Genomic DNA, 23480 nt, shown 5'->3' with positions numbered 1-23480 from the left:
ATTATCTTGATACTGTGTTTTTATCCAGTGCTTGGTGCTATCTAGTATTTGGTGCTATCTAGGAATTGGATCTAAGTTGTTAAGTTTTGATTGCTCTAAAAGCAAAACAGGCCAAACATGTCACTGTGTTAATTTAAAAGGAGGAATATCATTGCGACTTCTCGGCATTGACCTTGCGTGGCAAGGTGAGACTAATCCGTCAGCTTTGGCGTTAGGTAGAGTTGAACTTTCAGCGAAGAACACGCCAGTGTTAGTGTTAGAGCAAGTTATGCCTGCGATTATTGGTATGCCTAAAATGAAGGCTTATATTGGTAGCCTTACCGAGCTTCAAGGGATTGCGATTGATGCACCTCTGATCATCAATAACAAGGCGGGTATGCGTGATTGTGAGAAGGCGTTAGCCAGAGACTACAGTGCACGAAAAGTGGCTTGTCATGCTGCCAATCAAACGTTATATCCCAATGCATTCAGTGTTGAGTTGGCAGAGGGCTTGGTTCAACTTGGTTTTGATCATTTAGGTTCTTCTAAATGGCAGTTTGAGTGTTACCCACATCCTTCAATTATTGAGTGCTTTGCGCTGTCTGAACGGCTGTTATACAAGAAAGGGACAGTGACAGATAAGAAGCGAGGTCAGGTTGAATTAGCATCGTTTATAAAGCAACTCGCTAAGTCTGATATATTGCTGTTTTCTATTTCTGAAAACTATAGCCACTTTTTATGTTCGGATCATATTGCGAAATTAAAAGGGAAAGCAATTAAACAAAACGAAGACGTGTTGGATGCGTTAATGTGTCTTTATATTGCTGGTTTATATGCTGTGAATGCGGAAGGTAAATGCTACGGAGATACCGCGCATGGATATATCTGGGTACCGCAAATAAGGTGTATTTAGGTTTAATGGAAAATAATAGTCTGTGGAGGTGAGTAGTGATTGAAACACCAAGATTAGTGCTAAGACAGTGGCGAGATAAAGACATTGAGCCTTATTGCCAATTGTGTGCAGACCCTGAGGTGATGCGTTATTTCCCCTCGGTATTAACGGATCAGGAAAGTGCAGATCAAATAGCTCGGTTTCGTGAGTTGATTAATCAAAATGGTTGGGGGTTCTGGGCGCTTGAACTAAAGCAAAATCATGAGTTAATTGGCATGGTGGGTTTGCACTATCAAGATAGTAACAGTGGTCTTCCTAACGCACCTTTGCTGGAAATTGGTTGGCGACTATCAGCGAAATATTGGGGTAATGGCTATGCGCCAGAAGCGGCTCGAGCTGCACTAAATTATGGATTTGAGCATGTTGTTGATGGTTTAGGTTTAGCTGAAATTCATGCTTTTACCGCAGGTGTTAATTTGCCGTCACAACGCGTGATGGAGAAAATAGGAATGTCGAATACTGGGAATGACTTTCTGCACCCTAAATTAGAACGTGATCATTGGTTAGCGCCACATGTGCTCTATAGCATTTTGAAATAATAATAGGTGACGCAATTATTGCGCTTGCTCTCACGCTAGCTAAAACGCCGATCATAATTAATATCAATTAAATTTAATTATTTTATTTCAGCACGTTAGGTGGTAAGTTTTCGCCTTTATTTGGTTATATAGGCTTATCTCGTGCGGTATTTTTCTATTTTCCCCATAGTTGCAGCGCTTGCTGGTAGTCCAAGTCTAGCGGCAGATCCTTTATCAGAATTTAAAAATGAATTACAACAGCCGAAGCTTAGTGCTGAGCAGCGACTTGCGCTCGCTGAGTCTATCACCAAGCATACCGCTTGGAGTGCAGGGGCATTGGCGCAATTTTATTACACGGGTGAGGGGCTAGAGTCACCGAATAAAGATCGCGCGTTGGCAATGTTTGAATTGAGCGCGCAATTAGGCGATGCGTACTCAGCGTACAGTGCGTTTTTAGGTCATGTTCAAGGTTGGGCAAGTCAATCAGACCCAAGTAAAGCGTCACCATATTTGTGGCAAGCCGCAAAAGCCGATATTAGACAATCTCGAATGTATTTGGCTGAAGGTTATCGAACGGGTAACTATGGGTTGCCTCTAGATTTAAAAGCTGCGATGCAATGGGCTTATACGACTGAAGTGCCGCCGCAAATGCATTTGGATATGTGTCTGCAAGAGGATCCTTTATATCTAAGCCAGCATTGTGTTAATGAATGGGTTAAACCAGCCGCATTGCAAGGCGATGCGATAGCAAGTTACCGCATGGGATTACAATTTCAGCATGGCATTAATATGTTGAATCCAGATCTTAATGAGGCTGATACTTGGTTTGAAAAGGCGGGTAACTACGGACCTGCGTTATTAGCTCGTGGTGATCTTTTATTTTCTCAACAAGAAAGTACATTTTTCACTAAAGACGATAGTGAGCAGATGAAATCATTGTTGTTCTCTGCTGCTCAGGCGGGTGAGCTTCGCGCGTTTACAGAACTCGCGTATGTGATGATTGATGGCGGTGACGCTGATTCGGCTTTGGCGTTATTAAGTCAAGCTGACATAGTTGGATCGTGTGATGCTGCATGTAAGTATCAATTATCAGTGCTGCTTGAAAACAGTGAGCCTGAAAATGCTGAAGCATATTTACAGAGTGCGATGAGTGAAGGTGATGCCAACGCTTTGCTTGAGATTGCACTTAAACAAGCCCCAGATTTACCGGATACTCGCGCTAAAATTTATCAAGCAGCAATTAAAGGTAATGTAACCGCAATGCTATGGTTGCTGGATAGAGCAAATGAGTCGGGCGATAAAGAGCAAGCAATTATTTGGCGTCAAGAAGCCGCAGCTTTTCAAGACAGGTATAGTCAGTTTGAGTTGTCCTTGCACGCGAGGAAAGAGCACTGGTATGAAGCTTCTAGCTATTGGAGGAGCAGAAACGAGTTTTCTAATCGCTTTAAAGATGACGTTAATGTCTTAGCTGATAGTGGGCGTCCTGAAGTTCGCGAGGATGCCATTCAATATACAAAACAATTTAGCGGAGATCTGAAAAAGCGTTATCAAGAGTTGAACGCTCAGCATGATGAGCCAAATTATTATTTAGAACATAACCGCTTACTTAACCAACTTAAGCGTGTTCGCTTTCGTGACTACTCATTATCACCATGGCGAATCGTCGCTGAAGCTCCTGATGTACCGCAAATAGAGGCTTATAACCGTACTGATAAAGTGCCAAGGAGATATAAAGATGGGCGTTTAGCCGTGGATGGAGCTTGGAATCCGCCCGAGAAACTCCCGTTTAAACTATTGGCAAATAACCAAAGTGTGCAACAAAGCCATTGTGGTTACTTATTTAATCGTGCGACAGGGGATCATCTTTTAATCCACCGCTTGAAAGGCGGATGTCGTCCTGAGCCAAGTATTTTGGCTCGACTTGAGCAAGAAGGGGCTAAAAAGCTAGTTCATAACGACGCTGCTTCTGCTGCTTTATTTGATGATGGAAGTGTTGTCACTTGGGGCGGTGCTATGGCTGGTGGGAGTCCTATTCTTGCGGCATCTAATTTTGAAGATTCAGCCTATCAAAGCCTTGATGATGAACTCAAAGTTTATCGTCGTTTACAAGCGAATATTGTCGATATCGCGCCGGTGCAAAGTCATTTCCTTGCTTTAGATAGCTCAGGGAATATTCTGCTTTGGGGGCCAATGGCTTATCATTTTGGTGGTGAAATTAAAGGTGAGTATCAAGCACTGGCAGCGAGTCCGGATAGCGACCGTTTTTGTGCGTTGAGCCGTAATGGTGATGTCGATTGCTGGGATTTAGGTGGCGGCGCTTCACCACGCGTTATTGCTCATAACAAGGCGCGCGTGATGAAAGTTGAAGGTACTTTTGACACGTTTGCAATGCTTGATGAACAAGGGCAATTGACATTACAGTCTATCGTTATGAATCAAGGCATCGATGATTTATTACCGACGATTGATAAAAGTAAGCGCTGGAAAAAGTTAGAACAAGTGATTGTTTACGGTAGGTTACGAACTCTTCTGATTGATACGGATGATAAACTCTATTACATCAAGCCAAATCATCAAAAGTTAGAATTAAAATCGGTACGTAATACTGGCGAAGAAACGCTATTTATCACTTCAAATGAAACAATGGTATATTTGAACTAGGCTGTTTGTTTAATAGTAAGAGCCTCTTTATCTGCATAAGGTAAAGAGGCTTTTTTATATCGCTATCTAGCGATGGCAATGACCGAACCTTATCTTAAAGCAACGCATTGTTAACGCCCCAAGCCGCCTAAAAAGGTTCTGTGGTGAAATTCTGCATTTAATCTTGCGATAAAATAAAACGCTGTTCATAATTAATGCTTGATGAGTTTAATAAGTCAGGTCGTAAGGAATGAAGTATGCAGCAATGGTTAAAGGCAAGATCAGGAAAGATGTTAGTCGCGATATTCTCACTGTGGAGTTTAGTCGGTTGTGTCTTGTACCCAACAACCCGTGTTTACTATAAACCCATTTTATCGGCAAAAGCTTCAGACCTTACCGCTATTGCAGGGCAGAGTTGTGGGTATCATAAAGCAAAGTTTGACGGGCTAAGGAAGCAGCTAAAAGCAAATAACACAGTCGTTAATTTGTATCCTGAATATGGTGAAGGCTCGAATTTAAAAGTGACTCTTGTTTTAGAGGAGATGGGAGAATCAACGCGACCAGATCTACAGACACAGTTTTATCTTAAAGTACCTCGTTTAACAGAAGGCAGTTCAGCAGAAGAAAGTTTAATAGAAGATAATTCAACAACGAAAGCGGCACCAGATTACCAATCACTTTATCCTCACCAAGCTGAGTTGATTTATGCCCAGCATTCAGTAAACAGTGTAGGGCAATCAATAAAACGTACTGGCTATAGTGTGACTTTTGAATGGCAACATGAAGCACCTGAGCAATTGAGTTTTTATCTAGATATGGCTGGTGAGCTGAGTGAGTTTCAGTTTGAGTTAGTGGAGCAACCAGACATTTACTATTCGTCTATCAATTGTTAATGACGGAGTGATGACTTTGGTGCAAATTTATGAAAACTACGTCCAAAATATATTTATAAATTTGCAGTGGGTTACAAAAATAACCATTGGCTTTGGATGCGATATACAGCTCGTAACCATTAAGTAAGATATCAGTATTAACAATAGTTTGGAGACAGGGATGAAGAAAGCAATACTGATACTCGCAGGGATAGGTGTGTTTGCGTACTTAGCAACAAATACTCGCCAAGCAGAGCCAACGCCAGTGAATGAGCCTCTACCTCAAGCGCCTAGCTTTGTAGTTTCGACAGCGTTTGATGGAGAGTGGCAAGGTAAACGACTCGATATTAGCGGTGATAATGTCTGCCAGCAGACTAGGATCCTCGGCACGATCACGGATGGCGAGGTGAAGTTTAAGTTGATGTACAACAACACAGTGTTAAAAGGCTGGATCTCCGAAAGTGGTGAGTTGGACTTATATGCCGATAGTGTACGCTGGGGCTATCGCTTCACAGGGAATGGTGAAGTGCAAGCTAACAGTGATGCGGCATTGATCAAAGGTGATTGGCATGTAACGAATGCCCCTTGTCATGGTTCATGGCAGATAGAGCGAGTTACACAGTCTCCATCTGATAATTCCGACGAGCAAGAAATCGCATAGTTTTAATCCACATAGTTCAACTCGAATAGTTAAACTCATATAGTTTCAGCCAGAATGGAATGAGCCAAGTACCCTTGGCTCAATATTCTCATTTCGATACCTTACTTTTCTACGTATCGGCTAAGCAGGTTACGTTCCGTATCTTGCCTCTAGCTAAAAAAGCTAAAACAAATAGACCACCACATCTTTGGCCCACAGCCAATATACGCCTAAGCCAACAACGATGAATATCGCCCATCCGACCAAACCGTTGACCATCTTTGGTGCGAGTTGCTGTGACAGTGTCTTCTTTCCGTTAATCATTGGCTGAATTAGGTCAATTTTCTTTATGCGGTATATCATAATGGCGACTAAGTGCAGGCTAATCGCTACCAGTATTAGATCGAAATTAAGAGAGTGGATTTCGGTTAACTGGCTGCTGAACTCGCTACTTGCGTACATTGCAAGCGGTCCTTCAGAGATAATGTCATCAGTCGCAAATAAGCCCGTTGTGAGCTGTATTGCGATGAGAGCGAAAAAAGCGAGCACCATATAGCTACCTGCTGGATTATGGCCGATATCTTCTTTGCTAGAAAAGCTGGTCGCCTTGCTTTGATGCATTGAACGTAGATGTTGGATGACGCTAGACGGCGAGTGAAATAGGCTCGAAAGCCTAGCTGTTTCACTTCCGATTATTCCCCAAATCAACCGGGTGACAAGCAAGGTTAGTAGTAGGTAAGCAATAGAAAAGTGCCAATCCATGAGCCCTTCGGTACCTGTGTACCACAAGCCAACAAGGCAGAGCACTTGAAGCCAGTGATAACCTCGTACAAATCCATCCCAGACAGTGACTTTGGTATTCATAATTCAGTCCATTTGAAGTTTGTACTCAATGAGGTGTTACCAAAATTGCAGGGTGTGATGAGTACAAAGTTGATTGATATTGTTATCAGATTATTTTGTCACTGTTGCATACTGATTGCTATTTTGCGGTAGGCATCTTTTCAATAATTTACATTTTAATCCTGTTAGCGATAGCCATAAGTCGTTGTCAGAAGAAGGCACAGATGCACCAGATAAGAAAAAGGCCAGCATGAAGCTGACCTTTGAATATAGAAGAGTTATTTGAATTAACGGTTTTCGATGCGGTTGTAGTCAAGTAAACCCGATTCGATAGGGAAGTTCTCTTGGTTAATTTGGTTTAGCTTATCGCTGAAAGACCAGAACTCAGCACTTGTACGACGAACCCCGAATGCATCTAGTAGTTCGGCATAGGTTTGTTCTGATTTCACTTGTTGGACTTTCTCTAGCAGTTTCGGAAGGTCTGCTTCTTTTACGTGCCAGAAAGCGCCTGGGTAGCTCCCTAATAAACCGCGCACCAGAGTGACGTTGTCACGCTCGAATAGGCGGTTTGACTCTTCATCAAATAGGCTCGAAATATTACGGTGTGCGCTGTTTCGTACCAAAGTAAATAGTTGTGCCTTGGTGGCTGGGTTAGTTGGCTCAACCATGATGAAGCTGAGCTCAGGGAATAAGTGAACATGTTCGCCTGATAGGCGACCAAGCGTTGTGAGCGCAGCAATAGCTTCTGTACCTAACTCTGCTGCGTCGATGTCGTAGCGATCTGAACGAACTGGTGCTACGTGCTGTTGAAGCAGAGTAAACAACTCATGTTTTGGGTTATCCGTTTTGAACTGGATACCAGAGGGTTGATCAAACTCGTTAATATCGCCTTGAAGGAATGTCTTCAAGCTCTTGTTTGAGTCTTGGTACCAATCGGCTAACTCATCATGACGTACTTCAGCTGGGAGCAGTGATAAGAAGTTTGATTCGCCTTCCATACGTAGGAAGTCCATGTACATGCGTGTAACAAGCTGGTGGCCGAAGTTACCGTACACGTCAAAACCTGCAACCAGAAGGTAATGTACCCGTTCTAGCAGCGAGTAATCTAATACCCATGCGGTTTTCGGCTCTGCACCCACAAGCCCTTTGGTTACCGTCGCGCTATCAAAGTGGCGGAATACCGTTAACGCAGCGTGGTCGTTTTCGTTGTTACCATTCCAAATCACGCGTGGTGTTAGGTGCTCGCCATTTTTAAAGGTTTGCTTCATGAAATCATTCTTTGCACGAAGGAAATCACCTTGTTGTTTGGCGTAGCGTAACCAGTTAGTCAGCGGAATCGTATTACTTTCTTCTTCTGCTGGCATACGTAAGTTGTGCGCTTGGCTAGCGTAAAATTCGTTAACACTTGGTAAGTCAGCCATATCTGGATCAACGAAGAATACCCAGAAGCGATCGTTAATGACGTTAAGAGCTAATTGTCCACGGCAAACCGGACCTTTAATAAAGCCCATAATGGTGTTTTGCGCGTTATCAAGCATGAATTTATAACGAGCTTGAACGGGTAGTTGAGTGAAGCTCATGAGTGGGTTAGCCGATGATTCAGGATCATAGCTAGGTAAGCTGTCAACGTTGTAGTCAGGTTCAATGAAGAGTGACTTAATGCGTGCCATTTTCGCTGGATTTAGCGCATAAGGCATGTGTGTTTTATCAACGATAGTTTCACGAACTTGAACAAAGCGATAGTAAACGCGATCGACTTTTGGATCATCGAACGGGCGACGTGTCGCAATCAGATCGACAGGTTGACCTGGTGCGGTGCGCGAACGAACTAGATCAAAGTAAACAGGCTCTTTTTCATCATCGAAATACAGATGTGAAACAAACAGGTGTTCGTAAATGTAGCGACTGGTCAGTTGTTGCTTGAGAGAATCACCGTTTAAGAAAGCTTCCCACTGGGCAACTTTTGCCAGTGTTGCTTCTGATGGGGGCGCGACACTTGCCATTGGTGAACCAGCTTCAAGCCATTGCATCAGTACATTATTTTCGCCGTCAGCAAGCTGAGGTAGACCGTAAGGCATTCCCCATTCTGGATAGTTATTCTCATACTGTGCCATTTCTTCAATGGTAGGGCATTGTTGATCACGGTCGAGTGAGAAGTCCCATTTGTCGGCATCAAGTACTTTTTGATCTGGAAGTGGATGTGCTTGTTTCAGTTGAAGCAGGCGCGCCATTACACCCGCTTGAGTATTCGCTTCTGGCGATTGTTCACGTTCATTCAACACCGGGTTGAAGCCAAGCTCGCGCCATTCTTCAGTTGTTTGAGCATCAACAAACATACGGGTGAGGTTAGACGCCAATAAACGCGTCCCTTCATACACTTTTTCTTTGTTGGCGCCGCGATCAATGCCTTCTGCCGATGACATTTTGAGTTGGCAAGGTGCATCGTAACAGGCGTGACACACCACACATCGCTGTTCAATGATAGGTTTCACTTCAGTTAGGTAGTTCAGCGCCATTTTGGATTCTGATGGTGCGATACGTTGCTGAGGTGACGGTTTTCCGTAGAGTTGGTCGTAGTTTAAGCCTGCATAAACAGCACAGCCGGAAAAAAGCAGTACTGATAAAAAGACAACAAGCCGTTTGTGATTTCGCTTAAAAGAGAAAATCATAAGTTAACAAAGCCCTGCATAGCTAGATAAGTGATAACCAAAGAAGGAATAAATGAGCAAACTCACTGAGTGCTCAGGTGGTTATCTAAGTATAATTATGCATTGATTATATACCGAAGTAGTTATCTGATGCATGTATCAGTAGGAAATAATCACCTATGTGTTAGCTGCGATTCAGCTACGAAGCCGTTAGAGGTGTATAACACCGCAGTTTCGTAATTAAGTGTTTGAAAAGCTTGTAATGCTATCAGGCTGTGTTCAGTATTGATCGTAAATGATTATGTCAGCAGAGCATGAAGGATAGTGTAATGTTTGGAATGAAAACGAAAGGGCGTGATGGCGTTTCTTCTGGCGTATTTTTGATTGGCTTTGGCCTACTTTACTTAACGCAATGGTGGTGGCCTGGTCTGTTGATCTTACTCGGCGTGACAGGGTTAGTTGATATCATTTTAAGTGGACACTGGAAAGACGCACTGAAAACGGCTGCGATATTTTTGATTGCTGGTGCCATTTTATGGGGATTAGTTTGGACAGGGATCATGTGGAGTATTTTGATCCCAGGGACATTAATTGGCGTTGGTATCTTCCTTGTTTACCGTGGCTTCAAATAAGATGCTGTTACTACGGCGGTTGTGTAGCCAGTAGTAACCGGATACTTCACTAAATACCAAGCTTAAGTGATCGCGGTGATAGATAACATGATTCGGGATGCCTTTACCTTTGTTAAAGGTGTCCCTTATTTTTAGCTCGTTACTCAGCGCAAGCGAATTATTTTCCGACCAATCAAGAGTAGAGCGATATGCCCAGTGAAACATCTGCGGAAAGATCTTAATGCTTGTGATGCTCTTGTCTTTATTTAGCCCTTTTAAGCTTCGGTATGTTGCCGCCTTAACAGACAGAGCTTGCTGTAGAGGTTTACCTTCTTCTTTAATGAAGGTCATAGAAGAGTACACTACATCGTATTCGTTACGTTCAGAGAGGTAATATTGAACCACTTTAGAACGAATATTAGAGTCATCAAAAAAGTGCATTTGGCTAATGCCATCAGGCTCTAAAGTGTAATCGGTTCGGATGCGGTGAAGCAGGCGGTGCTGTTCTGGGATACTAATAATATAATCAGCAAACTTATCCCAACTTGTTAATGGCAGGCTATAAGCGAGGTCTGTATCTTTAACACAGGTTTGGGTGTCATCGATTAGACACCAAGCAACCGAATATTGGTCGTGATGCTGTGAAACATAGATACGGCGATTCACTTTATCTTCCGGCGAATGCACCTCGTTGTAACTCTTGTTTAAGTTACGTACTTTTAACGACAGCTCATTGATGATTTCCGCAGAGCTTCCCGCAATAGTAACAATGTCGCCATCCACTTCCATATGATGAAGCGTGTAGTTTTGTAATCCGTCAGGTTGGTTGGTCAAGGCTAAATAAGCCGCATAACTCATGCCAGTACCTATCAGCGCCGCTGCTATATAAGTTCCCGCTTTTTTTGAGAGTAGTGTCTTCTTGGTGGCAACCAGTGAATTAAATTTTGGTTTTATTTCTTCAATTTGAAAATGACGGAGTTGATAACCTACTCGTGGTAGGGTTTCGATAATTTCGCCTTTATAGCTTTCTTGGAGCTTTACGCGCAGGGCACGGATCACTTGAAAAAGAGACGCTTCTGTAACATCACGATCAGGCCAACCTGCAGCAATAAGGGCTTCTTTGGTAACGGCATGCTGATGGTTTTCAACCAGGAAAAGTAAGATATTGCATTCGGCTTTATTCAGCGTCTGTGAGGTGTTGTTTGAGCTAATGATACCTTCATCAGGGATAAAACAAACTTCAGTTTGAAATTTGATTTGTACCGTTTTAGACATGCTGCTCAAATTCTCCAAGGATGATCAATCAAAACGAAGTGGCGTGATATCAAGTGGGTTGATAGTTGGCGAAGACGTTATCTTATTGATTTATGATGACTGTTAGAATTTTACACTAAGGGGAAAAGGAATGGAAAGCACATCAATACAGTAAAAAGGGAAGCATAACGCTTCCCTTTAATATGAATACCTGATCAGGCGACATTGATATCGAATAGGTATTACTTCTGGAAGATTTCTTGGAACTCACGCTTCATAGGTGGGTTACGGCGAGCTTGTTTAAGCTGCTTAGTCAAATCTTTCACACAGTTGTTTAGTACTTTATCTAGAAGAACTGCTTTGTATTCTTCTTGCTCGTCAGCACTCATTTCTTCAGGTAGTTTGGTTTCTTGGAATTCACCAAGGAAATCAACACCAGAGTAAGTTTGGCTTAGAGCAACTAGCGCGTGGAATTGCTCGAAGTTGTCTAGTACGTTTTGCGCACTTGCTGGCATTGCATCCCATGCTTGACGAGATGATGCTTCAGACACGTGGTAAACGCTGATTAGCATGTCGATTAGCTCTTCAGGAACTTCTTCAAACGCCGCTACTTGACGAAGTTCTGGTGAACAATCATCCAACGATAGTTTTGCTTCTTCAACGATTTGCTCGTCTTTCTTTTCGATCTCAGACATAGAGAGTTCCTACAGCTTACAATATAAATTAGGTGGGGAATCCTATAGTTCCACCGGTAAAAGTCAATAAGATGTTTATTTTATTGGCTAATGCTGCTTAATGATGGCGAAACCTCAATCGTGCTGCACGAATAACAGTATAAAACTGTAATCTGGGTCACGCTCGATGTGACAAAATACAAGCTGACGCTGGTATCGTCTTAACACTTCCCATATCTGTGCTATAAATTAATCAATACAACTCTATTTATATCAATAGGATGCTTTCATGGAAGCGATGCGAGTTCTACTGGTTGATGATGTTCATTTGGAACGGATGCAGCTGGCGATGCGATTACAACGCCTTGGACACGTCGTAGAGGCGGTAGGCTCTGGGCATGAAGCTATTGAGAAATACCCAGTTTTTGATCCGGATTTGGTTTTGTTAGACATTAGCATGCCAGACATGAGTGGCGTAGATGTAGCGAAACAACTGCGTATTCAACATGAAGAGTGGGTTCCTATTATTTTCCTAAGTGGTCATGACGAACCTGAAATGATAGCGAAGGCTATTGATATGGGCGGTGATGATTACCTAGTTAAACCCGTCAATAAAATTGTATTGGCAGCTAAGCTAAAAGCCATGCAGCGTATCGCAAGCATGCGTCACAAATTAAAAGAAGCGACAGTGCAGCTTGAAAACGCCAACGAGTTATTATCACAACAAGTAAATGAAGATGGTTTAACCAAGTTAGCTAATCGTCGTCACTTGGATCAAAAATTAGCTGAGCTCATTTCAGTGCATGGTCGTAATAATTTCTCACTGACAATGATTATGATCGATGTCGATCACTTCAAGCCTTATAACGATTATTACGGCCACCTTGAAGGGGATCGCTGTTTGCAGCAAGTGGCTAAAGAGTTGAAGACAAACTTTAGTCGTGCTGGTGAGCTAGCTGCACGTTATGGTGGTGAAGAGTTTGTTATCTTGATCAGTAATTGCGATAAAACCCGCGCGGTGCGTGAATGTGAGCGCTTAAAGCAATGCATTAAGAAGCTAGAAATTCCACACTCTAAATCCACTACATCAAACATTGTGACTGTGAGTCAAGGCATGGTTTCGTGGGTTCCTACGGGGTTGGAAACGCCAGAGAATATGTACGAGATTGTCGATAAGGTGCTTTATAAAGCGAAAGAACAGGGTCGTAATAGGTTTGTAGCTGCAGAGTTTACCTAGGGAATATCCGATGTATAGAAGAGGCTATATAAAGAAGCTATAACAAGTAACTTCAATAATGAAAATAGCGGATAGTAAAACAGTAAAGGGGCATTGCGCCCCTTTACTTTTTTAACTATCCGGACTTCTTTTCTAAGAGCACTGAGCAAAAACTTTGCTTAGTAACGGAAGCCAAACTTCGCGTAGTACATCTCTGAGTTCAGTTTCTCGTCTTTTACATCGTACTTGTTAGCAACGTACTCAAGACCAGCAAATACTTTACGACCAAGCGAAAAGTTAATACCACCGCCATAGTAAAGACCAGCTGTTGTATCTGATGTCGTATCAGTACGGTCTTTACTGTATAGGTATGATGACGTTGTTTGCTCCAAAGTCATCGCGAAGTAGTTCACTGAAGCGCCAACACGTGCGTAGATGTCGATAATGTCGTTAGGCTTAAACGAAATTACAGGGGCAAAATAACCTGTAACGTAATCGGTACGGATTGATTGAGATACGCCAACAGACATAGTTGAAGTAACTGGGTATCGATGGTATTTGCTGTCGTAAGCAATAGCTACGTTTGCACCTGCACTGAAGCCAAGATCTAGGTACGAATTCAGAGGAAATATGTAATTTGTGTAATCAACACCGATTGCTACAGGTTGGCTATCAGTGATTTTCTTACCATCAACTGAGTGTTTAGCTGTACCCAACTTAAAAGATACATTTTGGTTGTTAGCGTTAGCGAACGATGGCATAGCAGCCATTGCGATAAGTGATGCAATTAGAGTCTTATTCATATTTTTTATAATGGTTGTTATTTAAACGGCACAAGGATTTGTGACGAAGATCAACATTGTAAGCGTATTATTGCATTCATCAATAATCATATTGGTCATTATGGTTGTGAGTGGTGGTATTTAAGTCGGCTATTCGTTTTGCTGGCTATAGTTTGAACATGTATTGGTGCTGAATGCTTGAAAAATAAGCATGATTTTATCGTGTATTCATTAGGGAAAGACTGTGGGGATGCTGAAGAGTCTTGTGGCTAATAAAAAATACCCCACATAAAAGTGGGGTGAGGTGTCTACAAGGATGTTACTATTTTTATTAGAGGCTTTCCTAATTCAAGCTAAAGCATCATAACAGTAGTGTCTGTTATTTCAATATTGATGATATTGTTAAAAGTGAAATGTAATATTTTATTTGAGTTACATTCTTAGTTTTAATTAATAACTTTAAGTGTTTATCTTTTAAGTTTTCAGATTTTAATTGATGAGGGGAGAAGTGCGGCTGGCAATGTTTTATATTGCTATAGTATTTGGTGTTTGTTATGAAGTGTTTACGTGTTGTGTCGGTAATTACAACTAGAAGTTCCTTAACGCATTAGCACTTTCAAAAGGCAGAGATTCAAGCTCTAATTTATTCAAGCGTTCATCAATTTTTTTGATTTCCTTTTCAATTTCGCTATCTAATTTAATACTTTTGTATTCACCATGCATGAGAACAAGAAAGACAATAATCGACAAGGCGTAAAGAAACTTTTCTAATTTATTCATTGTTATCAATCTCTTTATCTTTAACGTGGCTAATATATCACCACTTACGTGTGGCTAGAACAGATATCTTTTCTCAAATTGTCATTTTATCTTTTCTTATTAGGTATTTACTTAAGGCTTAACTTTTAAACGGATCTGTGTCTGCTAACAAAGGAGCGGGATCTGTACTAGTGTGTTTAGAGGAGAATAGGGGCTGTGTAGCCCCTAGAATGGTTATTTGTTAAATGACTTTCAGTGGCTTTTCGCTTTTGAGCTAGTGGCCTATAGTTTGAGCGGCAAGTTTGTCTGGTTTGTCGAAGATAGCAAATTTTGAAATCATCTCTTCCGAGTCTTCATTCATTCCTATGATTTCAACGTTTGAGCCTGCATTCATGAATTTGATGATGACTTTATCTAATGCTCCAACGGCTGTGATATCCCAGAAATGTGCGTCAGATAAATCAATCGTGATGTACTTTGTTGGATTCTTAAAGTTAAACATGTCAATAAAGTTATAGGCTGATGCGAAGAAGATCTGACCGTGAACTTTATGAATGGTGTGTTCGTTATGGATTTCAATATCATCAGTCACTTTCATGATCTTGCGACTATGGTTGGCATAGAACACGGTAGAAATAACCACACCCACAACGACCCCAATAGCGAGGTTATGGGTCATCACAACGGAGAGGACAGTGGCAATCATGATCACATTAGAGTTAAGCGGGTGATGTTTGATATCTAGAATTGATTTCCATGAAAAGGTGCTGATGGACACCATAATCATAACAGCAACCAAAGCAGCCATTGGTATTTGTTTTAAATAATCACCTAAGAACACTACCATAATCAGCAAGAAGACACCTGATGAAAGGGTCGATAGTCGTGTTCTACCACCAGAGTTCATGTTGATCATGGATTGACCAATCATGGCACAACCCGCCATACCACCAAAAAGCGATGAGACCATATTAGCGATACCTTGTCCTTTACACTCGTCATTGTTGTCACTTGGTGTATCTGTGATGTCATCAATGATTTTGGCCGTCATTAATGATTCAAGCACACCGACAACGGCGAGTGCGAGAGAGTAAGGAAAGATGATTTGTATCGTTTCAATCGAAAACGGAATGTTTGGAATCAGGAATACTGGCAATGAGTCTGGTAGTGAGCCCATATCACCGACAGTACGCACATCCACATTGAACATGATGCTCACGGCGGTAATGGCAATGATACATACCAAAGGTGAAGGTAGTAGTTTACCTATGCGTGGCACATACGGGAACAGATAGATAATGCCTAATCCACCGAGGGTAAGAGCATAGACATGCCAAGTTACATTGGTCAGTTCAGGCAATTGAGCCATGAAAATGAGGATAGCGAGAGCATTAACAAAGCCGGTAACGATTGAGCGGGATACAAACCGCATTAAATCACCGAGCTTCAGTAAACCAATAATATATTGAAGAACGCCAGCCAAGAAGGAAGCTGCTAAAAGGTATTCGAGACCATGATCTTTGACTAAGGTGGTCATTAGCAAAGCCATTGCCCCTGTTGAGGCTGAAATCATTCCAGAGCGAGAGCCAGTAAAGGCAATCACCACGCAGATAGCAAATGATGCATATAAACCGACTTTAGGATCTAGTCCGGCAATAATGGAAAAAGCAATTGCTTCGGGTATGAGGGCTAAAGCAACCACAACCCCTGATAATAAATCTCCTTTGATGTTGTTGAACCATTTTTCTTTGTAAAAACTCAGCATAATATCTCTTTCTATTTAATTTATTTAGATTTGGTGTAAAGAGATGCAGGGTCTAAGGCGGCGTAATAATTGTCTTACCCTCCATTAAATGAATAACAAAAGTAGTAATAATAAGGTGATAGAAAAAATGAGTAAGTTAAAGTGTTTAAAATTTAAAAAACCATCATTAATTACAAAGTTAATATCATCAATTGATTTGTCTATTTCTTCTTTATTGTTGAAGTAGATATCAAGTTCATATTCATCATCTTTCAATACTCAATCCTTATATTTATAGAGAGAACTCACTCATGAGATAACCGATAGCACCCCTAGGAAGGAGAGAGTGGATGCTATCGGTGATATCATTAGTTAAATTTGAATCTGTAATAGAGTTCAAGGTCTTTTTCTATAAGTTTCAATGCTTTTTGGGCTAATCCAGTAGGATTTCTTCTACCTTGCTCCCAGCTTTTTATTGTTTCCAGGCTTAAACCAAGCGCATCGGCAAATTCATGCTGATTCACTTTTAGCCTCAATCTTATCGCTTTAATGTCGACGTTTTCAATTTGAGGTGCTGCGTCCATAGAAAACCTTATATCCACGTGACTAGTGGAGGTACATTGTACGCGGATGTAAGAATGTTACAAGATGTGTATTGGCAAAAAAATCAATAAATCATCTTCCGAAAATATTGAGTTGATAAATAAGTTAATTTACAGTAAAAATGTAAACGAAAGCATGATAGTGAAAATATTTAATGATTTTAACTTTCTTATCCAATTAAGTCTTAGCGTATGTTTATGATTTTAAGGTGATGGCTTTTTATAAGTGCTTAATAAAAGCAAAATAATGTTTATTAAATATTTTATACGGTTTTGAATACTGTTTATTTTAGAGTGAAGGCCGATGTAATAATCACACGAAACAGAAAGTCGAGAGCGAATTTAACTGAATGAGAGACCTTTAACGGTTAAATGTTGAATCAAGATGCTCATGACGAGAATGGTAACTTGAAATTTGCTTGCAGCTTGTTGCCATTGTTCGATGAGAAAAGAAGGTGTGATAAAGACCAATGATTTACTCATTTGAAGTACTCATTTCAGACAAGTTCAATCGTGATGATGAATCACTAGCAATATCATTGATTTGCGATTATGGGTTTAAAGATATCATTGTAAAAGCCTGTAACGATGGAATCCATGTACAGTTCTTAAAGAAGAGCAGTTTGTATAAAGATGCTGTTAGTCGTGCCGTTGAGCAATTGAATCTTGTTGAAGGTCTTACTTGTATGATGGTGAACGAAACAAGATGAACCTAAATGGACAAATGATTAGAGCCTTACGTCAGTCAAAAGGCATGAAAAGTGAAATCTGCGCGCGTTACTTAGACATAACGCCAACCTACCTCTCGTTAGTCGAGAATGGGCATAACAAACCATCAAAGAAAGTGATAGAAAAAGCGGTGGCTCTGTTTGAAGTCGATAAAAACTACTTCCAAGAGTTATCACCGCAGATAAATGAAATTTTAGACTTGACCAAACAACTCTCAGATGTAGAAAAGATCTTGCTGAGTTCTCTCCTAAGAAAGTAAATGTGTGGCCTGTAGTGTTGAAACTATGGGCTTTATTCTTTAAGTGGCTTTCTTACTTTGATTTAGTGCTGATCCTTGAGCGAAAACACCATTTACTAGATCCTTTACTCTGGTTCTCCGTACGGCTTTAACGTAAAGAAGAGTACGAGTGCCGTGATTGCTCCTAAGGTATCAGCCAGCATATCTTTTTGCGCATCCCAGATATCACCTTGGCTGCCAAGGAATTCAATACCTGCATCTCCACCAGCTATCATTGCGTACCACCACTCAAAGATTTCATAACCAGCGGCAACGGCCATAATGGTCGATAGAGCAAAGAAACTAGCCAGTTTTGGAGGACATTCACCACGACGTACTAACCATTCTGCAATGGGGAATGCATAAAGGCCAATGGTGAAGTGAGCAAGGCGGTCAAACATGTTTCGCTCTGTTCCCAGTAATTGGCTAACCCAATCAAAGGGCACATTGGCAAAGGTGTAGTGCGCCCCTATGGTGTGGCACACAAGCCAAAGGAACATTAAGACATAAGCGGTATTGCTAAAACGAAATCTAGGGTAGGTGATGACAAGACCAGCAAAAATCAGTACCACAGGAATGATTTCTGCGAGCCACACTTCACGAAAGACTGGAGCAACTGCTAACGCACTGAATAGAGTCAGAAACGTTAGGGCTAAGTAATGAGGCAGCATAGTGGCTGCGGATTTTTTTAGGCTCTTATGTGCAGACATTGGATATGATTATTCCTATCAAGCAAACAATCTAATTATCAGTATTTTATATCATTGGTGATTAATCTTCCTTGATTAACCGGTCTTGAGCAAGAATTAATCATCAATCCTATTTGTTGCTAGTCATCATCCACTAGAATTGTGTTATAATTCGCAGCTAACATTTTTCACCCAAGCGTGATTCTTGTCACATTGGTATGAGTTAACAATAACGCAGAACTGCGTGATTACCGGAGCATCATTTTGCACTTTAAAGATCTTGGATTAGACCAACGACTACTAAAAAAAATCAAAAACCTAGGGTTTGATCAAGCAACTGAAATTCAGCAGAAAGCCATTCCTGTTGCCATTTTAGGTAAGGACTTGTTGGCATCGTCTAAAACTGGCTCTGGTAAAACGTTGGCATTCTTGTTGCCTGCGATGCAACGTATGTATCGTAGTAAGCCGTTTACTCGTCGTGACCCTCGTGTGGTTGTACTTACACCAACTCGTGAATTGGCAAAACAAGTTTTTGCTGAGCTACGTACGTTAAATGCAGGTACACCGTACGACGGCGCTTTGATTGTTGGTGGTGAGAACTTTAACGATCAAGTTAAAGAGCTACGTAAAGACCCAATGTTCGTTGTTGCAACGCCAGGTCGTCTAGCTGACCACCTTGAGCATAAGAGTACTTACCTAGATGGTTTGGAAATGCTGATCCTAGATGAAGCTGATCGTATGCTTGATCTTGGCTTTGAATCGCACCTACGTAGCATTCATAACGCAGCTAATCACCGTCGTCGTCAAACGCTAATGTTCTCAGCGACACTCGATCACAACGATGTGGTTGATATCGCAAAAGATATGCTAAACGCTCCTAAGAACATTGCGGTAGGTAGCTCTACTGAAGAGCACAAAGACATTACTCAACGTTTTATCTTGTGTGATCACCTAGATCATAAACAAGCATTGCTTGATAAAGTTCTGGAAACCGAAGATTACAAGCAAATGATCATCTTTACGGCAACCCGTAACGATACTGATCGTCTAACTGAAATGCTTAATGAGCGTAAGCTAAAAGCAGTCGCGCTAAGTGGCAGCATGACGCAAACGCAACGTAATAGCATCATGAGTCAGTTTGAGCGTGTATGTCATAAAATTTTGGTGACAACTGATGTGGCTTCACGTGGTCTAGATATTGATAGCGTATCGCACGTAATTAACTTCGATATGCCAAAGCATGCAGAAGAATATGTTCACCGTATCGGTCGTACTGGTCGTGCTGGTAACAAAGGTGATGCAATCTCTTTGGTTGGCCCAAAAGACTGGCGTAGCTTTAAAAACATCGAAGCCTTCTTACAACAAGATATTACCTTTACAACGATTGAAGGTTTAGAAGGTAAGTTCAAAGGTCTGAAACCAGCACCTAAGAAAAAGTTCGTTAAGAAGAAACCTACGAATAAGAAACCAACGGCAGCGAAGAAAGCAGCACCGAACAAGCCTAAGAAGAAGATGGATAAACGCTTCTACGACAATATGGCGGTGGGCGATAACGTATTTATGCCTAAGAAGAAAAAGCCAGCAGTACCTAGCGACGATTAATCGTTAAGCTATTGATGTGCAATATAAGAAAACCAGCCGAATGGCTGGTTTTTTTATGCTTGTTTGTCGTTTATTAGTTAGAACTGATACGCAGCCGAAACTTTGATGCTACGACCCGGCTCAAAGTCTGTGGTATCAATATTACGAGCTAACCCTGTGCGAGAAGCGTGTGATGCATATTGCTCATCGAATAGGTTATCAACGCCAAAGGTTAGCACTAAACCATCAACTTGATGTGGTGCCCATTGTGCAAATAGGTTGTGGACATTGTAAGCATCCTTGACGGGTGTACCTTCTAACACATTATCTTCTTCTAATACGAATTGAGAGCGCCAGCCTAAGTACAGATCTAAATCGTAGAAGTTGTAATCCAAGCTTAGGTTAATGCTGTCACCAATATCGGTACTGCGTTTATTGCTATCAAGAATGGGTGTGTCATTCGTTTTGTTCTTGTTGTCAGCTTTAGCGTAAGACAGTTTCGCTCCAAATGCGTCGTAGCCATAGAACACACTGGCTTCAAAGCCTTTGATTTCGGTATCACCATCGTTGTAAATGTCGTATTGCTTTTTGGCGCGGTTGTAGCTGGCTTTTAAGTGATTTTTAAAGTCAGTCTTGAACAAGGTGAGGTTAGACGCAAAGCTGTGCATGCCTTTATCCATATTGAAGCGGAATCCACCTTGGGTATTTAAACCGGTTTCCGCTTTAATGTTTGGATCTAAGTAAGTCACTTGCTGGTACTTGATAAAACTTTCAAGCAATTGCGGGGCTTTGAATAAACTTCGGGTGCTAGCAAAGAAGCTAAAGTGTTTATTGAGCTGGTAATCTGCAGCCAGTCCCCAGGTTACATCGCTAAATGACTTATTGCTCGTGACGGCGTCACGTTTAAAGTGATCGTAGCGTACACCCGGTGTTAGCGAGAATGCATCGCTAAATTGAATTTTGTGCTGTAAGAAGACAGCACTGTTTGTTGCTTTTTCTGTTGTTTCTGGCTGTGAGCCGTACTGACTTTTACTTTGTTGTTGGTTGTAATCAACCCCGTAAGTAAAGGTGTTGCCAATACTTGCGATATCAATATCTGACGTGGCAGTAATACGGGCACCAGTATTATTGTTGATCGCATTATTGACTGAACGACGGTCCCCCGGCCAACGTCCTGGAATATTCGATTCGTCGCGCTCTAAATCAATCTTGTTGTAGTAAAGGCTTGATTTAACTTGGAGTAGTTCACTGTGAGTGAATTGATGATTCAAGGTGACAGTGTCACGATGATATTTGGTTGGGATCAAAGTTGTTTTAGATAATGCTTCATTAGCATCACCAGACATATCAGGGCGAGGGCTGTAGTTACCTTTATCGCGGTAATTATCATAGGTGATTTCAAAACGTTGATTTGTGGTCGGTTCCCAACCTAATTTAGCGAGAATATTGGTAACTTTACCTTCAGCGCCAATGGTTTCTACACCAGCACCATCTTTGAAATTGTTTCGTTTGATCATGTAGCCATAGAGCATGGCATCAAGCGTATCGGTCAGTTGTCCGTAAACCGTGGTCGAGCCTTGGCGAGAATTATTGGTTGCATAGCCACCGTACAAGCGGGCGCCATATTGTTCATCGCCACGCAATAAGTCTTTGGCGTTTTTAGTCTCGAAATGAATAGCACCACCAATCCCACCGTTGACAACAGAGTTGGCACCAACCTGAATGTCTACCGCTTTGATGATATCTGGGTTTAGAGTCAGATTACCGATATGGTGGAACATGTTGGCGTATTGGGAAGCACCATCAAGGCGAATATCTAAATCGGTTTCGTTTAATCCACGAATATTAATACGCTGGTTTACCGAGTGTGTGCCACCAACATCGACACCAGGAATATCGCGCAGCAAGTCAGATAAGTGATCGGCTTGTTTTACTGAAATATCGTCATCACCAAGAAATTCTGAGCTGCTTGATACTTTGGCTCCCCAAACTTCCATTTCTTCGCGGTATTGATCAGAGGTGTCGCCACTGGCGAAAGCTTGTTGGCAGAACAAAGCAGAAGCAACGGAGAGGCTTAGCGCAGAAAGGCGAACTGTTTTGCTTTTGGTACTGCATGTAATGGCAGTGTGTTGGTTGTTGTAGTTATGGTCTTGCATGTTAATCCCTAACGATGGCTAAAAAAATTATCAATCTAAATGATATTTATTCGCGATTGATGATATTGTGCAATCGAAGCGGATTGAAGCGATTACCATAATGCGTAATCGTCTCCTCGTTATGAGAAATGCGCGTAGGTATACATTTACCATTCAGCATAACGTTAAGAATGAGTGTAAGAAGGAAAGATTGTGATTAATGGGCACCAAGCACCGGATCGAGCAACCTCGGTGCTATCACAGCGTGTTGTTTTTACCGAGAAAGTGGAGACGCAAAACACACAGACGATTGTCGCTAACCAACAGAACAAACAAGTGTTGGTTGAAGGTCAGTTCATATCAGAAAAGTTTCCTTCAGGTGTTGCTGTGATGGGAGGGGATATCCACGAACTGACAGAAACAACGGTAGTCGCGACAGCAGGTAGAGCATTGCACCTTATCATTCTGTTTGAAGGGCAACTGAAATTTGGCTATGACGATCAAGATTACCATCTGCAAGTTCCTGAAAAGCGAGAAATGGAAGAAGAAGCTGAGAGCCATGAGCCCGTTGCGATTATTGTTGATCTTAAGCGCCGATCATCGTTTCGTCGCTATTTAACCAAAGGTCATGTTCGTAAGTTAAATGTGGTGATCCCACATCAATGGTTTGATCGTCAGTTAGCGCATGAAAGTGAGACAGAATCACAATTTCACCAAGTCTTTCGTGAACACCTTGCCTGTATTGATTGGCGAGTATCAAAAACAGTGCTCAATCACTGCCAACAAATATTTCAGTTATCACAACGAGAAGATGCTTGGCAGCGTAACTTGCTTGTTGAGTCACATATCATTGCCATTATTAGCGAAATGGTGATGGACATTTGTAGCCAAAGGAAAGGGGAGCAAGAGAGAGAAAGTGCCTCTGTGGTAGGAGCGTATCAAGTGGAGGAGCAACGGGATGTAAGAGAGAGTGAGGCTCCGACATTTCATGGGAAAAGTGAAACCAGTTCGCAATATGATGTCTTGTGTGGCGCAATTGAATACTTAGAGTCTTATCTTCATACCGAATTGAAACTTGAAGATGTCGCTAAGCAATCGGCAATGAGTGTGAGTGCGCTTCAGCGTAAATTCAAACAAACATTTGGTTGTACCGTGTTTGAGTATGTTCGAAGCCGACGGTTAGAAAAAGTAAAAGAAGCCATGAGCAAAGAGCAGATCAGCATTGGTGAAGCAGCGTATATGGCGGGCTACAATCACCCATCAAACTTTATTACCGCCTTTAAACGTAAATTTGGGATCACCCCTGGTGAGCTTTCAGTGGCGTAGTCGTGTCTA

The 23480-nt window shown here is 41.7% G+C and carries 20 protein-coding genes; 10 read left to right on the top strand and 10 right to left on the bottom strand.

Going from position 1 to position 23480, the window contains the following annotated elements:
• Positions 1–151: 151 nt before the first annotated feature.
• The 5 genes from A3K86_RS22180 to A3K86_RS22160 all read left to right on the top strand — a co-directional run bounded on the left by A3K86_RS22180 (position 152) and on the right by A3K86_RS22160 (position 5622).
• Complete coding sequence (locus A3K86_RS22180; protein ID WP_068336830.1) at positions 152–892, top strand: DUF429 domain-containing protein; 741 nt, start codon at positions 152–154, stop codon at positions 890–892.
• Between the two features lie 35 nt (positions 893–927).
• Positions 928–1470, top strand: a complete 543-nt coding sequence (locus tag A3K86_RS22175) for a GNAT family N-acetyltransferase (protein ID WP_068336827.1) — start codon at positions 928–930, stop codon at positions 1468–1470.
• A 141-nt stretch (positions 1471–1611) separates the two neighbouring features.
• Complete coding sequence (locus A3K86_RS22170; RefSeq protein WP_068336824.1) at positions 1612–4110, top strand: SEL1-like repeat protein; 2499 nt, start codon at positions 1612–1614, stop codon at positions 4108–4110.
• A gap of 236 nt (positions 4111–4346) precedes the next feature.
• Positions 4347–4982, top strand: coding sequence for a hypothetical protein (locus tag A3K86_RS22165; RefSeq protein ID WP_068336820.1), 636 nt, complete (start codon positions 4347–4349; stop codon positions 4980–4982).
• 160 nt (positions 4983–5142) lie between these two features.
• Entirely contained in the window at positions 5143–5622 is a 480-nt protein-coding gene (locus A3K86_RS22160) for a hypothetical protein (RefSeq protein ID WP_068336817.1), read from the top strand.
• A gap of 162 nt (positions 5623–5784) precedes the next feature.
• Here A3K86_RS22160 and A3K86_RS22155 read toward each other — a convergent pair whose 3' ends face one another.
• Both A3K86_RS22155 and A3K86_RS22150 read right to left on the bottom strand, forming a co-directional pair.
• Positions 5785–6465, bottom strand: coding sequence for a cytochrome b/b6 domain-containing protein (locus tag A3K86_RS22155; RefSeq protein ID WP_068336814.1), 681 nt, complete (start codon positions 6463–6465; stop codon positions 5785–5787).
• A gap of 266 nt (positions 6466–6731) precedes the next feature.
• A complete protein-coding gene (locus A3K86_RS22150; RefSeq protein WP_068336812.1) occupies positions 6732–9113 on the bottom strand; it encodes a fatty acid cis/trans isomerase in 2382 nt (793 codons plus the stop codon).
• Positions 9114–9421: 308 nt separating this feature from the next.
• Here A3K86_RS22150 and A3K86_RS22145 point away from each other — a divergent pair, with 308 nt between their 5' ends.
• Entirely contained in the window at positions 9422–9724 is a 303-nt protein-coding gene (locus tag A3K86_RS22145; protein ID WP_068336809.1) for a hypothetical protein, read from the top strand.
• Here the strand turns inward: A3K86_RS22145 and A3K86_RS22140 are convergent.
• Positions 9680–10978 (bottom strand): winged helix-turn-helix domain-containing protein, encoded by a 1299-nt coding sequence (locus A3K86_RS22140; protein ID WP_068336806.1) that lies wholly within the window; start codon positions 10976–10978, stop codon positions 9680–9682. The genes A3K86_RS22145 and A3K86_RS22140 overlap by 45 nt on opposite strands.
• Before the next feature lie 221 nt (positions 10979–11199).
• Positions 11200–11652, bottom strand: coding sequence for a DUF3069 domain-containing protein (locus A3K86_RS22135; RefSeq protein ID WP_068336801.1), 453 nt, complete (start codon positions 11650–11652; stop codon positions 11200–11202).
• A 277-nt stretch (positions 11653–11929) separates the two neighbouring features.
• Between A3K86_RS22135 and A3K86_RS22130 the strand changes: the two genes are divergently transcribed.
• Positions 11930–12868 carry a diguanylate cyclase domain-containing protein gene (locus A3K86_RS22130; RefSeq protein WP_198160461.1) on the top strand — a complete coding sequence of 313 codons (939 nt, stop codon included), beginning with the start codon at positions 11930–11932 and terminating at the stop codon, positions 12866–12868.
• A gap of 158 nt (positions 12869–13026) precedes the next feature.
• On the opposite strand, the gene A3K86_RS22125 is transcribed toward A3K86_RS22130, so the two are convergent.
• The 4 genes from A3K86_RS22125 to nadS all read right to left on the bottom strand — a co-directional run bounded on the left by A3K86_RS22125 (position 13027) and on the right by nadS (position 16716).
• Positions 13027–13650 carry an outer membrane beta-barrel protein gene (locus A3K86_RS22125; protein ID WP_084406731.1) on the bottom strand — a complete coding sequence of 208 codons (624 nt, stop codon included), beginning with the start codon at positions 13648–13650 and terminating at the stop codon, positions 13027–13029.
• Positions 13651–14217: 567 nt separating this feature from the next.
• Entirely contained in the window at positions 14218–14409 is a 192-nt protein-coding gene (locus tag A3K86_RS22120) for a hypothetical protein (protein WP_068336779.1), read from the bottom strand.
• A 253-nt stretch (positions 14410–14662) separates the two neighbouring features.
• Positions 14663–16153 carry a SulP family inorganic anion transporter gene (locus A3K86_RS22115; RefSeq protein ID WP_068336776.1) on the bottom strand — a complete coding sequence of 497 codons (1491 nt, stop codon included), beginning with the start codon at positions 16151–16153 and terminating at the stop codon, positions 14663–14665.
• A 347-nt stretch (positions 16154–16500) separates the two neighbouring features.
• Positions 16501–16716: a NadS family protein gene (nadS, locus tag A3K86_RS22110; protein ID WP_068336773.1), complete on the bottom strand. Its 216-nt coding sequence runs from the start codon at positions 16714–16716 to the stop codon at positions 16501–16503.
• Positions 16717–17440: 724 nt separating this feature from the next.
• Between nadS and A3K86_RS22100 the strand changes: the two genes are divergently transcribed.
• Positions 17441–17722, top strand: a complete 282-nt coding sequence (locus A3K86_RS22100; RefSeq protein ID WP_068336767.1) for a helix-turn-helix domain-containing protein — start codon at positions 17441–17443, stop codon at positions 17720–17722.
• 104 nt (positions 17723–17826) lie between these two features.
• Here A3K86_RS22100 and A3K86_RS22095 read toward each other — a convergent pair whose 3' ends face one another.
• Positions 17827–18450 (bottom strand): DUF2238 domain-containing protein, encoded by a 624-nt coding sequence (locus A3K86_RS22095; RefSeq protein ID WP_068336764.1) that lies wholly within the window; start codon positions 18448–18450, stop codon positions 17827–17829.
• 243 nt (positions 18451–18693) lie between these two features.
• Here A3K86_RS22095 and A3K86_RS22090 point away from each other — a divergent pair, with 243 nt between their 5' ends.
• Positions 18694–20031 (top strand): DEAD/DEAH box helicase, encoded by a 1338-nt coding sequence (locus A3K86_RS22090; protein WP_068336760.1) that lies wholly within the window; start codon positions 18694–18696, stop codon positions 20029–20031.
• 77 nt (positions 20032–20108) lie between these two features.
• Here A3K86_RS22090 and A3K86_RS22085 read toward each other — a convergent pair whose 3' ends face one another.
• Positions 20109–22166, bottom strand: coding sequence for a TonB-dependent siderophore receptor (locus tag A3K86_RS22085; RefSeq protein ID WP_084406730.1), 2058 nt, complete (start codon positions 22164–22166; stop codon positions 20109–20111).
• Positions 22167–22358: 192 nt separating this feature from the next.
• On the opposite strand from A3K86_RS22085, the gene A3K86_RS22080 reads away from it, so the two are divergent.
• Positions 22359–23471 (top strand): helix-turn-helix transcriptional regulator, encoded by a 1113-nt coding sequence (locus A3K86_RS22080; protein ID WP_068336752.1) that lies wholly within the window; start codon positions 22359–22361, stop codon positions 23469–23471.
• Positions 23472–23480: the final 9 nt, after the last annotated feature.

This window comes from Photobacterium jeanii (genome assembly GCF_001650345.1).
Lineage (GTDB): Bacteria > Pseudomonadota > Gammaproteobacteria > Enterobacterales > Vibrionaceae > Photobacterium > Photobacterium jeanii.
This window is presented reverse-complemented; position numbering and strand designations above follow the sequence as displayed.